The sequence below is a fragment of the Candidatus Cloacimonadota bacterium genome (genome assembly GCA_034722995.1).
GTDB lineage: Bacteria > Cloacimonadota > Cloacimonadia > JGIOTU-2 > JGIOTU-2 > JAGMCF01.
The window spans coordinates 29,167-44,795 of record JAYEOL010000051.1; the positions used below are offsets into that span (position 1 = coordinate 29,167).

At 32.1% G+C, this 15,629-nt stretch carries 11 protein-coding genes; 1 reads left to right on the plus strand and 10 read right to left on the minus strand.

Annotated features, from left to right (window positions below):
* The 3 genes from U9R23_06270 to U9R23_06280 all read right to left on the minus strand — a co-directional run.
* Positions 1-3,322, minus strand: a 3,322-nt coding sequence (locus U9R23_06270) for a tetratricopeptide repeat protein (GenBank protein ID MEA3476022.1), incomplete at its 3' end; no start/stop codon positions are given.
* A gap of 50 nt (positions 3,323-3,372) precedes the next feature.
* A complete protein-coding gene (locus U9R23_06275) occupies positions 3,373-3,999 on the minus strand; it encodes an ABC transporter ATP-binding protein (GenBank protein MEA3476023.1) in 627 nt (208 codons plus the stop codon).
* A 67-nt stretch (positions 4,000-4,066) separates the two neighbouring features.
* The gene (locus tag U9R23_06280) at positions 4,067-5,395 is read right to left on the minus strand and encodes an adenylosuccinate synthase (protein ID MEA3476024.1); all 1,329 of its coding nucleotides are present in this window, start codon (positions 5,393-5,395) and stop codon (positions 4,067-4,069) included.
* 146 nt (positions 5,396-5,541) lie between these two features.
* Between U9R23_06280 and U9R23_06285 the strand changes: the two genes are divergently transcribed.
* Positions 5,542-6,882, plus strand: a complete 1,341-nt coding sequence (locus tag U9R23_06285; GenBank protein MEA3476025.1) for a TldD/PmbA family protein — start codon at positions 5,542-5,544, stop codon at positions 6,880-6,882.
* 368 nt (positions 6,883-7,250) lie between these two features.
* Here the strand turns inward: U9R23_06285 and U9R23_06290 are convergent, their stop codons facing one another.
* The 7 genes from U9R23_06290 to U9R23_06320 form a co-directional block, all read right to left on the minus strand.
* On the minus strand, positions 7,251-8,123 hold the full coding sequence (locus U9R23_06290; protein ID MEA3476026.1) for a CDP-alcohol phosphatidyltransferase family protein: 873 nt from the start codon (positions 8,121-8,123) through the stop codon (positions 7,251-7,253).
* Between the two features lie 225 nt (positions 8,124-8,348).
* Complete coding sequence (locus U9R23_06295; protein ID MEA3476027.1) at positions 8,349-9,974, minus strand: transglutaminase-like domain-containing protein; 1,626 nt, start codon at positions 9,972-9,974, stop codon at positions 8,349-8,351.
* A gap of 78 nt (positions 9,975-10,052) precedes the next feature.
* The gene (locus tag U9R23_06300; GenBank protein MEA3476028.1) at positions 10,053-10,634 is read right to left on the minus strand and encodes a transposase; all 582 of its coding nucleotides are present in this window, start codon (positions 10,632-10,634) and stop codon (positions 10,053-10,055) included.
* Positions 10,635-10,721: 87 nt separating this feature from the next.
* Positions 10,722-12,149, minus strand: a complete 1,428-nt coding sequence (locus U9R23_06305) for a radical SAM protein (GenBank protein ID MEA3476029.1) — start codon at positions 12,147-12,149, stop codon at positions 10,722-10,724.
* 146 nt (positions 12,150-12,295) lie between these two features.
* Entirely contained in the window at positions 12,296-13,741 is a 1,446-nt protein-coding gene (locus U9R23_06310) for a TldD/PmbA family protein (GenBank protein ID MEA3476030.1), read from the minus strand.
* Positions 13,742-13,848: 107 nt separating this feature from the next.
* Positions 13,849-14,358 carry a cohesin domain-containing protein gene (locus U9R23_06315; protein ID MEA3476031.1) on the minus strand — a complete coding sequence of 170 codons (510 nt, stop codon included), beginning with the start codon at positions 14,356-14,358 and terminating at the stop codon, positions 13,849-13,851.
* A gap of 11 nt (positions 14,359-14,369) precedes the next feature.
* Positions 14,370-15,629 (minus strand): PKD domain-containing protein (locus U9R23_06320; GenBank protein ID MEA3476032.1); only part of this gene is annotated, 1,260 nt, incomplete at its 5' end.

Genomic DNA, 15,629 nt, shown 5'->3' on the forward strand with positions numbered 1-15,629 from the left:
TTCTTTCGGAGATTTTTGGTAAAATCGCATTAAACAAGTCAATGGCTTTCTGATACTTTTTATCCATATAATAGCAGAATGAGATTTCAAAAAGAGTTTGAGGTTTTATCTCGGGTGTTCCGAATCTATCTAATAACATTTGATATGCCTCTATAGCCAACATCCACTCTCCCATAGACTTACAAGTCAAAGCAAAGTTCTCAATTGCTTTAAGAGCCAAATTGCCTTTCTTGTCATTTTGAATAACAAATTGATATCGTTCCAAAGCCTTCTGAAAATCGCCTTCAGTAAAACTTATTGAACCAAGTTTCAGGTATGAATTATTCACTAATTCTGAACTTGGATATTTTGTTATCAAATTTTGTAATTTTTCCTGTGCAAGATCAAAATCCTTCTCTTCTAAACCCATTAAAGCCTGCTGGAACAAAGCATCCTCTGCATACACAGTTTCACTATAATCTTTTATTATTTGATTGAATATTTTATTTGCTTTATCATTATCAATATTAATATAATAAATTCCTCTTTCAAGAAGTATATGTGATTTTATTTCAATACTATCTTTAATAAATTTCTTAAAGAGTTTTTCATATTCTTCAGCATCTTTCCTTGATTTCCGTTTGTATAATGAAACAATAAGATTTTCACCTATTTCTTTCCAGTTCAAATAAGGTATCTCTTCAAAACGATTTTTATTATTTGAGGTTAAATCAACAATCTTTGTATAATTTTCTACTGCCTTTGAATAATCAGTTAACTCATAATTGATGTCTGCTAACTTTTTTATATCATGCAATTTCTTATCAAAATCAGATTCATTTTCAACTACTTTTTCATATTGTAAAATTGCTAAACCCTTACTGCCTTTTTGTAAATAAATTTCTGCCAAAGTCCTCCTGTCTTCATTTGTTCTTTCTTGAATTCTTGTTGATATTTTAATAGCATTTTCAAAATTTTTAGTGAATGTATACAAATCTCTCAACTCTCTGAGAATAACATCATCAGGATGGTTTTCCGAAAGGGTTTCATAATTAGATATCGCTTTATCTATAAGATTTAATTCTTTATAGATTTCAGCTAAATTCCTAACACCTTCCCAATACCTTTTGTGCTGTTTAAAGTGGTCCACAAAATTTTGAAAATATTCTGCACCTTTTGCATAATGATTTAATTTCATCTCCGCAAATGCAAGATTAAACAATAAATTGCTATTATTAAATACAAATTCAGAATTAAGCTTATTGTATTGAGTAACTGCAGCTTGAAAACTTTCATTCTTTAGATAAATATCACCAAGAAGTGAATAGGCAGAATTTCTAATATTTTCATCATAAGTTAATGTTATTGCTTGTTGTAGATTCCTTATAATTGATTGTTCGTCACCACCAGAAAAAACCAAAGCTTTTGCAAGATTATAATAAACATTTCCGATTTCAGGAAAAGTGCTGTATTTTTCAATAAATTCTGATGAATATTCCTTTAGTTTGTTTATGTAATCATCAGAACCAACCTTATATTTCCTTATTTTAAGGTCAATTAGGTAATATTCAGCATAAGATGTTTCTTTAATATACTCAAAGTTACTTACAATGGTTTGAAAGGTTTCTATAGCTTTCTGGTAATAAGTTTCTGCTTCTACATTATTTTCATATTCCAATTTTATTGCTAAATTTTGATAGGTTTCTCCTTCTAATAATAAAAATTCTGGATTTTTTTCAAGATATTTATTCTGCTTAAAAATTTCAATTGCTTTTTTATATTCTTTTAGGTCATCTCTATAAATCTTAATAATTGATGCGAAAGCTTCTATGTCATCATTATTTCTGATATAATCAATAAAACAATCCATAAGGTTTTCAAGTGCAGCATCTTTTTCTTTTATCTTATATTTCTTAATATAATGAATATCCTCATTAATCCTTTTTTCCATATCAGCACTCAGGCTTCCCTGATTTATTGCAAGCTGTAAAATATTAAGCGCTTTTTCATACTGTTTCATATTTTGATAGCAATCTGCCATTTCAAATTGGATTTTTTGCCAGAATTTAGTTTGTGGATAGGTATTTAGAATCATCTGATAATAATTAATTGCAGACTCATAATTGTTGAGAATCTTTTGATAAATAATAGCTATTTGAAAGTAGCAACTATCTGCAGCCACAAAATCATCAAAATTCTTTATCAAATCCAAATAATTTGTAATAGCCTTTTCGTACAGATTCTGATGTTTATAAATCTCTATCTGAAGTTGGTAAACTTGAAATTTAATCTTCTTTGAAGCATTAATAAAATTTTCTATTGAGAGCTGTTGTAATGCCATTTGATAATCAGATTGTTTATAATAAACTTGAGCCATTAAAAGATACACTTCAGGAATAAATTCGCTCTTTTGAAACTCTGTTTTAAAATCTGAACAGTTTTGCAATACTTCCTGATAATCTTCAAGTTCAAAATTGGTAAGGGCAATTTTATATGCGACTTTGTCTAAATTGGGTTCTGTATCAAATTTCCTAAAATATGACTGATAATTTGCCTTTGCCGATTTATAATTTTTAATCTGGAATAGTATATCTGCGTAAAGCAGCAAAAGAGTTTTCTCATATTTTCTAGGAACTATTTCGTTTAAACTGTTTTGAATTATCGCAATTGCTTTCTCTGACCTTTCTGTAGCCAAATAATACTTAGCTAATTTTCCTATTGCAATCCATTTTGATTCTGAAGAACTATAATCAATGATAATCTTCTCCAATGCCAATTCATATTGCTCGGGCATATTATTCTCAAAATACAAATCAGCAAGAAGAAGAAAGATTTTAGGCGTTTGTGGTTGACCAGTATAGTGTCTTAAAATATTTTGGGCGGTAAGAATAGCTTCATTATACTGTTTTGAAAGTTGAAAAGATTTAATAACTTTTTCTAATGACAAAATAGAAAAGGGACTTTGGGGATAATTATTTATGAGTTGCTGATAGTTCCGTGCAGCAGCTGCATAACTTTTGTCTCTGAATTGGCTTTCTGCCAACTTATAAATTGCATTAGGAACAAATTTGGAATTTGGATATGCATCAACGAGATGCTGGAATACCAAGCCTGCATCATCATATAATTTGAGCTCCATATAAGAGTTTCCAATATAAAGTTGAGAAGCTTCTGCCTCTAATGATGTAGGATATTTCTGTATTATTTCACGAAATTTGCCAATTGATTCTTCATATAATGTATCATCAAACATCTTTTTGGCGAATTGAAATTCGTCTTGAGCATCTGCAAAAATTGAATCTGCAATAAATAATAGAATAATTACTAAATATAATTTTTTCATTTTGGAACCTCTATCAATAATGTAATGTAAAACTCTTCACTTAACAATAATTATAAAATTACCTCTCGGTTAATCAACTCTTCAAAACCCACTTGATTCCTTGCAAATATCAAAATAGTGCTGTTATTATGATTCAATAGAATTTTTTTGAAAATTTTGATCTGCTCCTCATCCAGAAAAAGAAAAGGGTCATCTAAAATCAAATACGGTTTTTCAGCAGATAGAACTAGAATAATCTGTATCAATTTCAGCTCTCCAGGAGAAAAAGAATAAATATTTCTATCCCAATATAATTTCAGATTGAACCCAAATTCTTTTGCAAGTTCATTAATTTTTGAATCTGTTTCCTCTTCTCTTCCATTCAAAATGAAATCAATTTCATCTTTTATATTTGGGAACACAAACTGCTTTTCAGGTTTCTGGAAAAGGATTGAGATTCTCTCAAATGGGTTTTTTGCTTTTCTTATATCCTTATTCTGGAAAATTATTCTTCCTTTTTGCAACTTTTCTTCCTTTGTGATAAACTTTACCAAAGTGGTCTTACCAGTTCCAGTTTTACCAAAAATACCAACCTTTTCTCCTTTTTTAATATATAATGAGAAATTGGAAAAAATTAGAGTATTTTGAGAAAATTTATTATTATATCTAAAGTTAATATTTTCAAAAGACAAGCTCATCTGTAAATGTAAAATAGAAAACTAAAGATTAAAATTTTGGTTAACATATCCTCTTCATTTTAAATTTTTAATTTGTCCGTCCTCCGCAGAAGCTCTGCTTCGGAGGATGGATTATTTGTAATTTGTAATTTCTAAATATGGTCTGACTCTTTTTTGCACCAACAGAGATTACACAAACTTTTACATTTAGTATCTCTTCAATTTTGTGAACAAAATTCTGAGCATTTATAGGTAGATCTGAAAACTCTTTTATGTTTGAAATATCCTCTTCCCAGGCTTGAAGAGAGAGATACTTTGGGATAGACTTTTTCAGTTCTTCTATGCGCACAGGGAAATACTCTATTTTTTTACCATCTAACTCATAATGAGTGCATATCTTTATTTCATCCAATCCTGACAAAACATCTAACAGGGTTAACGCAATTTCATCAAAGCCATTTATCATACAAGAATATTTTGCAGCTACGGAATCAAACCAGCCGCACCTGCGAGGTCTGCCAGTTGTTGCTCCATATTCATTGCCTCTATCTCGTATGTAATCTCCTATCTCATCATTCAGCTCGGTTGGAAAAGGTCCTTTGCCAACTCGAGTAAAATATGATTTCATAACACCGATTATTTTATCAATTCTCTTTGGGTTAACACCAGAACCAGTTATTGCTCCACCGATAGATGTATTTGATGATGTTACATAAGGATATGTGCCAAAATCAATATCCAGCAATGTTCCTTGTGCTCCTTCAAAAAGCACTTTTTTGTCCTCATCTAAATATCGGTTAATCAAATATGGTGTATCTACAACGAAATTCTTAATCTTTTTCCCAATTTCTATCAAGTTTTTTTTCATTTGTTCAACATCATTATCAGACATCCATTCTGTAAGCAATTCCTGTTTTGTATTTATAAGATTATCAATCTTTGATGACAACAAATCTGGATTAAGAATATCAGCAACTCTAATACCAATTCTTGCCGGTTTATCAGAATAAGTTGGACCTATACCTCTTTTTGTTGTGCCAATAGCTTGCTTTTTTCTTTTCCTCTCATTTAATTCATCAAGATATTTATGAATGGGCAAAGTAATATGTGCTTGTGAACTAATGAAAAACCTATTTTCAATGTTAATTCCTTGCGTCTGTAAATCATCAATTTCACTTGTTAATTGAAAGGGATCTATCACAACTCCATTTGCAATTATGCAAATTTTTTTAGGATACAACGCTCCAATCGGTATAATATGAAATATAAATTTTTTATTATTATGGACGACTGTGTGACCGGCATTGCATCCACCTTGAAAACGAACAACCACATCAGTTTTTTCAGCCAGGATGTCAACTATCTTTGCTTTTGCCTCATCACCCCAGGAAGCACCTAAAACTACTGTTAATGACATTGTTACCTCTTTATTTTAATCGTGAATACTTATCTTGGTTCATCTAATAAATGTCAATAAAATTAAAATTTATGCTAAACTCTTGACACAATTTATTGTAAAATTTAAAAGAACAATACCATTTATGCAATGAAAGGAAATGTCTTATGAATAAAAGCAAAAGCGAATTCAAAAATGTTTGCGATAAAATACTTTCATTATCAACTGCTGATGAAACAGAGATTTTACTCTTTAAAACAAAACATGCTTTAACAAGATATGCTGAAAATTATATCCATCAAAATGTCAGTAACGAGTCTGTACATTTGAGAGTAAGAACAATTATTGGCAGAAAGACAACAACAGCATCAACGAATTCTTTTTCTGAAGATGCATTAAAACAAACAGTGAATAGTGCACTCTCATCAACAAAGCTGCAAAAAGATAATCCAAAATTATTGCCTCTTCCAAAACCACAAGAATACAAAACTGTAGATAATTATTCTTTATCCACTGATAAAACTACTCCAGAGAGAAGAGCAAATGAAATAGCAAAAGCCGTAAATCTTTGTAAAAAACATAAGTTAGAAGCAGCAGGCATTTTCTCAACCCAAAGTTCCGAACTCTGTATTGCGAATTCTAATGGCTTGTTTGGATATGATATTTCAACTCAAGCTATCTTCAGCATTACCGCAATTAAAGGTATTGCATCAGGCTGGAATGAGATAATAAGAAAAAATGTTGATGAAATTGATGTTGAAAAATCTGCCAGGATTGCAATAGAAAAAGCAAAAAAAAGTCAATATCCTGTTGACTTAAAGCCTGGAAAATATACTGTAATTATGGAGCCAGCAGCTGTCGCAGAATTTATTCTATTTCTACTCTGGAAAGGATTTAATGGTATGGATTATATTGAAGGGACTTCCTTTCTTAAAGATGGACTAAATAAGAAAGTTTTTAGTGAAAAATTTTCAATCCTTGAAAATCCATATAATCCAAAAATTGGTGGCACTCCTTTTGACTTTGAAGGGATGCCAGTTCAAAAGCTCACTTTGGTAGAAAACGGTGTGCCTAAACATTTTGCAACAAACCGTTGGATAGCAAAAGAGACTGGAAGGAAAAACAATGGACATGCAATTCCTTTACCATCTCAAGGTGCATATCCTTTTGCTATGTGTATAAAACCTGGAACAAGTTCAGTTGAAAAAATGATAAAGGGCACAAACTATGGAGTTTTAGTAACACATTTCCACTATTCAAATATAATCGACCCCATGGCTTTATTAACAACAGGTATGACAAGAGATGGTTTCTCTTTGATAGAAGACGGTAAAATCACAAAGCCGTTGAAAAATATGCGCTTTACTGAAAGTGTTATAAATATCTTTTCAAATATAGAAGAAATCGGGAAAGAGACAGAACTTGCAGGTGCTTTCTTCGGTGGAGGATTTTTAGTGCCGGCTATGAAAATAAATAATTTTAACTTTTCAAGTTCAACTGAATTTTAAAGAAACTCTAATATAAAATTGTTCAGTAATTAGATGAAAATTTAATCTGTAAAATATTTTATATTACTCTAAAAAACTGTCCTAACCTGGACAAGCCAGAACCAAACAGGAAATATTAATCAATAATAATCCCCGATCTAATCGGGGACAATAATTTCTAAATCCAAATTACTAATTTCAAATAAAATGACAAAGACCAAATGTCAAATCATGCCAAAACAAAATCTCCGAAGACAAATCCTTTTATATTTGGTATTTGTCCGCCAGCTGGCGGATTATTAGAAATTAGATATTTGATATTTGTCATTTAATTGAAAAATTTCACGACAACTTGTTGGTAAGTTTTATTTTTTAAGTGACTAAATATCTTATTCTATAGCTATTCTTTTGTTTGTTTTAACCTGAATTATCCAGATTATAAGTAGTAAAATATTAGCTACACAAACATCATAATAAAAGAAAATATTGGGTCTATACAGAAATGAAGATACCATAAACACAACAATATGCGTGGTTGGTGAAATCAACGACCATAATTGAATCAATAATTTATTGGCATTGTAATAGCTTTCGTTACTATATCTATTTTTTCTTGATGTATTGGCTATCTGGCTCTTAGAATACAGCAGATATATTATAATTAGAAGTTTTTTAAAATATTTTCCTTTCATTTTTTTCAGACCATTTGAAAAGGATTCTATATCTTCTCGTGTAGAGTTCGTCTTATCAAGAGCATGAGCCATAAACTCATTTTTGTGATAATCAAATATAATAGAGTGGAAAATTGTACAAACCGCAGAAAAACTAATTAGTAGCCAGGACGAGATGGGAAACTCAATACTTGATTTTGATAGACCAATCGCAAAACCAGTATATATTACAATACCAGTAACATAGTCGCTTATCCCATCAATTATGCGTCCCATAGGAGTTCCACAATTTTTCAATCGTGCAAGCATACCATCACAGCAATCCAAAATTACTGTTAAACCGTATAAAATAGCACCGAGTATAAAACTATTGTAATCACCTTTTGCATAGAATATTCCACCGATGATTCCTATTATTATTGTAAAAAAAGAAATTTGATTTGGCGTTATAGGGAATCTATAAATTAGTTTAATAATAATAAACGCAATAGGTCTGAAAAGGTATAAATTCAGTATTTCTTCAACAGACACATCCGGGACTGATTTTTTGTATTCTTTAAATAAGATACGCACATAATCTTTCAATCTCATTTCAATAATATATCGGCTGGCTCAGTCCGTCAGCCCCGTGTAATATAGCTTTGCTATTACACGGGGTCAGCTGACGGATGAACTATTTATTCCTTTCCCAAACTATGCTATGAAGTATATGGTTATTGCGAAAGTATCTTGGATAAGTATGAATCATTTAGATTTCAGTTTAATTTAATTTTTTCTTATAGGTCAACATAAGTATTGAATCTAAAAATTTGTTCACTACCAAATCTTCTGTTTTCTTTGTTCAATAGTAAAAATTCTGGTTTCTGGATTTTCATCCTCGTCTTCCAACTTATACAATGAGTTTGGATAATTATAATCAAAAATTATAGAATCTGCAGGTGCAGTGATAGAATCAACAAGTGTCTGCCAATCGTTTTCTGCCCATATATAAAGTTTATACTTACTATCTAGTTTTATTTTATATTTATCTCCTTTAGCTATTCTATCCGCAACGAAACTATTATCGTTTTTTAGTCTTTCCTCAACAGGCTTATTATCAAAATTTTCAATAAATCCATCATTTGTTAAAATAAAAGGACTATCAGCACCTTTAAGTTCGTATTTGTCTTTTTTATCTTTCTTTTTAACAGAATCAACTTTCTCATAATAAGTAGGAAGATAGGCAATATCTTTACCCATTTTTGTAAAGATGGTTTTTCCTGTACTGTCAATTTTTCCCCAGTGAATTGCTTTCCATTTATTTGAATTGAAAACAGCAAGATATGCCCATTTCTTTTCTGGATTAAGATTAAGAGTTACATCAGTTGTTTCAACATATTTATCAGTAACATCGCGATAATTCTTACCACTCAGCCATCCAGGCACTTTTTCATTCTCAGATAATTGACTGGCAAGAGAGCCTTCCTCTTCAAAAAAAAGTTTACGATATACTTTTGCAATTTTACGATGTAATTTATATTTCCCAGGATTAGCCTCACAACCCATAAAAGGGATTACTTTCCCATCTGGCAAAATTAGAGAATTCCATGCATGATTATTTGTTCCATCTGGCCAGTGTGGAGTATAATCACTTGTAACTGCAAGGCCATTTGCACGCATTGCATAAATTGTGAAATTTGTCATATCCTCACATCTGCCAAGACCATATTCAAGCATTTGCTCTAATCCTAAATCAGTTGGATGAAGGTAGAAGACATCTTTAAAAGTAAACACTTTTTTACATCTGTCATTAATCAAGCAAGCAAGTTTCAATGGGTCATAGGTAGAATCACGGAGCGAAGAAAATTCATTCCAGAAATATGTTCGCCAATCAGAAATAGGTTCTGAAGAACCTCTATAAGGAAGTACATATTCAAGAAAATTCTGCCAGCCAAGTTGTTGTGTCCATTGCAGAGTTTCATAAGATAGAAAAGCAGTATCTACATGTGATATGAGAAAGTTGGCTGAGACTGTTTTAATATCCTCTCGCTTTTCTTTCAGTTTCCAATGGAATTCCTGTTCTCTTTCAGCCTCTAAGGAATCTAAGTAGTCATGAATTTCTCTGTAATTATTGAAATTTAATACATTAAACTTAATTTCATTTTCAAGAGAATCCACCAAAATTATGTCAGCAAAACAGTGGTCTGGCATATAAGCAATAAGAAAAGACGCTGCTTCCAATTTTTTCGGGTCATTCCGGTAATGAAAAAGAACTTTTTTTAACTCACCCTTATTTTTCTTTGCAGACTTGATTGCTTTAATAACTTTGTCTCTGTACTGTTCAGGGATATTTAATGTTATTTTTTTTAGACTGTAATAACCGAGATAACTGCAGGATGTTAGGAGAAAGAGAAGTATGATAGAAGGTAGTAATTTTGTGAAATTCCTTTTTATTGCTTTCAAGATAACTCCTCATGACAACCTTAACTTGACTTAAGCCGATAGGCTTGAGTTAAGTACTGTTCTGTAATACTCCGTATGTTAATAGTAATCCATCAAAATATCTACAAATTCTTTATCCTTTATATGTTGTTCATATTCTTTGATAGAGTCGGCATAATTATTTGCATTAATAAAATATGTTTGAAGCAATTCATTATCAAACAGTGTACCATTTCTGCTACCAATCCATTCAAGATAATTTGAAAATTCCCAATCTTCAAGTCTTTTTACTATGTTTGCTTTCAAGGGGTTATTATGAATATACTGGCAAAGATAAATAAGGTATTTTTCGTTGGTTACTAATTTATGCTGTAATTTGCCCTGGAATAATCTTCCTTTTCTATTATATTTTTTATTAAACATCTGCACATAATAAGAAAAAAGGTTGTTGAAAATTTTATATGCCGGTATTTCATCGTCCTGTCTTATTAGGAAATGGAAATGGTTTGGCATAAGACAATAAGCGAAAATTGTAGTTGGGATTTTCTTAGTTACAGACTTTAATTTTTTAAGCAAAAGTATATAATCCTCCTTATTATGAAATATTCTTTCATCATTGATAGCCCGATTGTAGAAATGGAAGTAAGCACCGGGTTGAAAATTATCAGTTTTGCAACGCATATTATTGATCCTGCCAGAACTCAGAACTTAAGTTCTGCTATGTTAAATTAGCAACCTTGAGTCAAGTCCTGCGGACTTAACTCAAGGTCAAAATTTCTCTTTCAAATATTCTTCTTCCCAGATTTTTTCAGTAAGTTTTTTAAGCTCCTCATCATATTTAACCATTGCATCGTAATATTCTTTTGAATGTAATGCGTCATTTGCATATTTGTCTAATGGTTTTGCGTCTTTAGTCAGAATATTTTCTCTGAAATTTTTATAATGGTCTCTTATAGAACAAGGCATCAGCCAATTATCTGGTTTTTCATACTTACCCAATCCGTAGTCACATTGCCATTTTCTACCATTTTTGAAGAGGTCTGAGAAAAGAGCATCTGTGAGTGATTTTCCATTTTTATAAAGTTCTTTTATATTATCAACATAATAGGGAGCAAAATTACAGGGTGCGATATTTCCATTCCAATCAATATAAAGATAACCACCTTCTCTTCCATAAGCAATGCAACCTTTTGAAAGCATTCCGCTGTTCCAAAAATCTGCAATACAATATTTCTTATCTATTAACATCTTTTCCCATTGTCTATAAAGCTCTACTCTTTTACCTGGTATAATCATTAGGTCCATATCACTTTCACCTCTTCCAATAGGAAAGAATTGAAAGAGCCACATATATGATGCTCCTTGCTCTTCAAAGAAAAAGTCATAGAAGTCATCTTTGAGTAAAGTCTCAATATTCTTCATAGTGCCGGTGACTGATATTCCAAATGGCACACCTGCTTTTCTAAGATTTTCAAATGCTTTTAATATCTTTTTGAAAACGCCTTTACCTCGCCTTTCATCAGTTTCCTTTTCAAACCCTTCTACTGAAATTGCTGGCGTAATATTCCCAAGTTTTGCCATTCTTTCTGCAAGTTCCGGTGTAATTAGTGTTCCATTCGTAAATGACAAGAAAAATACATCCTTATATTTTTCATAGATATCCAACATAGACTTCCCATCATCTTTATACATAAAAGGCTCTCCACCACTTATGACTACAAACGGGACACCCCACTGATATCGGACTTCATTAACGATTTTATCAACAACTTCATAAGGAAGTTTTGCTGGAGTTTTAGCATTAGAGGCGGCATAACATCCAATACAATTTAGATTACATAATTGAGTGGGAGCTAATACAATAAGTGAAGGTGGTTTTATGCCATATTTTTCTTCAAACTTTTGAGGGAGAGTTGTAACAAACCCATCCTTTAAAAAGGCATTTTTGAGTATTGTTGAAACCGCTTTTTGAATAGCATGTTTTGACATATACCCTTTATCTAAATTATCAAAAATACAATTTATCATTGCTAATAAGTACTGGTATATTATAACATTGATGCTTTTGGGATAAGGTTCTCCGTTTTCTACAACAGCATTGTAAATCGCTTTTTCCAGCTTTGGTTTTAAGATTTTTCGTAGTTGCCCTTGCCCAATTATTTTTTTGAACAATGATAAAATAAGTTTCTCATTCATTATTTACCTCAGCAATTTTTTTGTTAAAAAAGAGAGTAATAAATATAAGTGTCAAATATTTTTCAAAGAGTCATAAATAGTCAAAAGGTCAAATGATTCGCCAATTGGCGAAGCGTCAAATGTGGTCATTATGACAGCGTCAGCGTTTATTTCTTAACTCCGACTGTAACCTTACGAAACCTTGCAGGAGCAGCGCCATGAGACATTTCTGCCCTTTGCCCTGGTTGACCTTTACCACAATTAGGAACTCCGTAAAGCTGCCATTCTTCTCCACCACAGATTGCATCGCAACTTTGCCAGAATTTTGGAGTAATACCTTGATATGTGGGATTTTTCACCATTCTTGTCTTTTTGCCATTTTTAATTTCCCAGCCAATTTCAGTTGTGAATTGGAAATTTAGACGACGCTGGTCAATGCTCCATGTTTTATTACACTCTACGAAAAGTCCATCTTTTGTATCTGCGATCAAATCATCAAGTGAACCTCTTACTGGCATTAAAGAAATATTAATCATTCTAATCATTGGAATATTATCATATCCATCTGCACGGTTGCAACCTCTACTTCTGGATTCTCCAATGATATACGCTAATTCACGATTAGTTAGATACATCTGATAGAGTCCATTTTTAATGATATGATACCTTTTAGCACGGACTCCATCATCATCATATCCAAAAGTTGCCAGTCCGGTTGGAACTGTCGCATCTGCAACTATATTCACAATCGGCGAAGCATAGTGAAAGTTTTTGTAAAGGTCAGTTGTAATGAAACTTCTGCCTGCATAATTTGCTTCCATTCCAAGAACCCTATCAAGTTCTGATGGATGACCAATTGACTCGTGAATCTGCAAAGCCAATTGACCTCCACCAATTATAAGGTCTTTCTCACCTACTGGGCAATCTGGAGCAGAGAGCAGAGCAATTGCCTCCTCTCTAACTCTTTCTGCATTTTCCACAAATGGTGTTGCAAGAATGAACTCATATCCCATTTGAGTATGCTGTCCACCATAGGAATCAGGATATGAACGGCGTTGGACTTCATTGCCTTCAACAGCTGTAGCACTATATCCACAACCACTTCGGACTAAATTCTGCTCTATAAATGTTCCTTCTGATGTTGCAAGCCATTGATGTTCGTTCCAAAAATTCATCTGCGATTCAGCTACCTTTATTCTTTCATCTTTTCTCAATATTTTATCAATTTTGTATAATAAATCAACTTTCTTTTCTAACGGAACATTGAAAGGATTTATCAAATAAGGTGATGTCCAGATATCTTTATGGACAGGTTCAGGAGCAAGTTTAACGCTGCCTTTGCGTAAAGTTGCAGAAGCTTTGGCAATCTGTACTGCTAATGCAGTTGTTCTCTTTATCTCATTTTTTGTGAGATTTGAACTGGAAGCAAATCCCCAAGAGCCGTTTGCAATAACCCTAACTCCGAATCCAAGAGTATTGCTGTTATTTAATCTTTCTATTTTACCATTTTTTACTGCGATAGATTGTGATTTTGAATCAATTATTCTAATGTCTGCATAAGATGCTCCGCAAGAAACTGCGGTATCTATTGCAAGTTGTGTAAAGTCTTTCACAGAATCCTCCTATGAATTAAAGTCAAATAAAAATTATCCAAAATATATGTTTAACGAAGCAAAACCATTTTCTTTATGTCAATAAAATTACCTTTCTGAGATTATCGCTAATTCCCAACAATCAGGTTAGCATAACTGACTTCAATATCATCAAAACCTAAAACTTGACCGCCATTTTCATTTATCAATTTCAAATTTTCAATTGTAAAGATATTTTCTCCAACATCAATACCTTTTACTGTAAAATAGAATAAAATTCCATCTCCACCAATTCCATCATCATTTTCAGTTTGTATTAAACCAATACAAATGTTTAAACAACCAGATTCATTGATGTATTCTAATAAAGGTTCTCCATTCCAAAATTCACCCTTAGTTACAGGATTTTCAGGTAATTCAATCATTGTATTGTCAAAAGTGATTTCTCCTGAAACTGCAAACAAATCTGTAACATTCTCTATTTTTACTGAGAAAGTTGCGGGCTCATTTATTGCTATCGTTTGTTCAGAAGGGCTTATTTTTAGCTTTAGATTTGTTTGGGGCTCAGTACTTTCTTCACTGCAAGCTGTAAGTAGGATTAAAATAATTATCAGAATTGCAGGTAAATATTTTCTCATTATGCATCCTTTTATTTCAATAAAAGCATTCGCTTGGTTTTTACTGTCTTACCATTAATTTCTAACTTATAAAAGTAAATTCCGTTGCTAACTGATCTATTATTTTCATCTTTTCCACCCCAAACCACTTTATTCAATCCATATTTTGCATTTAAAATTCTGAATTTCTTAACCAATTGTCCTTTTAGATTGTATATTTTGATTTCTCCGGAGGTAATACCTTCCTTTAATCCAAAGGTTATTTCTGTCCTCTTGCAAAACGGATTGGGAAAATTTTGACCTAAATAGTTCTCTTTTACAATTTCAATTATTGGCAAATCAAATATTTCAGCAATGTAATTTCTTATCTTGATTTCGGTCTCACTTTCCCCAAGTGAAGTGTAAATTTCAACAAAACTACCTCTATATTTATCCAAACTATCTGGAATTATAGGAATATCTATTTCCGTTGGATGAGTATAATTCCAATTAAGACAAATTGCCAGAACATCTGTTATATTTACCTCTCCATCTCCGTTACAGTCTGCCAATGAGGCAAATGGCTCTTCCCAATTCCCTGGATAATCATTTCCTATCCATTCAAATGAAACTGGACTGCGTAATGTTCCTGACTCTCTCCAAAAAACTGCTATTGAATTTACATCCTCCTCGTTTACCTCGCCACTATAATCAGTATCTCCTGGCCAGATTAAACATGTATCAGGATAAACGACAATATAATCTTCACATATCAAAGTGTCCGATGATTCCATTTGTCCAAAAATGCCTAAGCTAACTGAATAAGTGCCTGCATTAGTATAAGTATGGATTGGATTTTGAGAGGCGCTTGTTGAATCATCGCCAAAATTCCATAACCAATTGTCTATTTCACCTTTTGATGAATCAATGAAAGTGACCGTTAGGGGAGATATGCCAACAGTGGGACTTCCAACAAAATTTGCTATTACAGCTTCATAAACTGAAATATAATCTATTTTTGTTTCTGTATCAATAGAATTATTTTCATCAATAATAGTTAATGATATTGTATAATTCCCGGGGTTTTCATATATATGTGTTGGATTTTGTTCTTCTGAAGTATTATTATCTCCAAAGTCCCAACCCCAAGTCACGATTACCCCAGTCCCTGGATTAGATTGATCTGAAAAGTTTACAGTTAATGGAGCATATCCAGAGATTGTATCTGCTGAAAAATTTGCTGTAAATGAATGAATTATCTCGGGTGTCTCTGTAGTAAATTTTATTGCAAGATTATCTTGCAGAGGTGTAGC

Excerpts from the sequence above, each read along its gene's own strand:
- U9R23_06275 (MEA3476023.1), bottom strand. The coding sequence starts at position 3,999 with ATGAGCTTGTCTTTTGAAAATATTAACTTTAGATATAATAATAAATTT.
- U9R23_06280 (MEA3476024.1), bottom strand. The coding sequence starts at position 5,395 with ATGTCATTAACAGTAGTTTTAGGTGCTTCCTGGGGTGATGAGGCAAAA.
- U9R23_06285 (MEA3476025.1), top strand. The coding sequence starts at position 5,542 with ATGAATAAAAGCAAAAGCGAATTCAAAAATGTTTGCGATAAAATACTT.
- U9R23_06290 (MEA3476026.1), bottom strand. The coding sequence starts at position 8,123 with ATGAGATTGAAAGATTATGTGCGTATCTTATTTAAAGAATACAAAAAA.
- U9R23_06300 (MEA3476028.1), bottom strand. The coding sequence starts at position 10,634 with ATGCGTTGCAAAACTGATAATTTTCAACCCGGTGCTTACTTCCATTTC.
- U9R23_06305 (MEA3476029.1), bottom strand. The coding sequence starts at position 12,149 with ATGAATGAGAAACTTATTTTATCATTGTTCAAAAAAATAATTGGGCAA.
- U9R23_06315 (MEA3476031.1), bottom strand. The coding sequence starts at position 14,358 with ATGAGAAAATATTTACCTGCAATTCTGATAATTATTTTAATCCTACTT.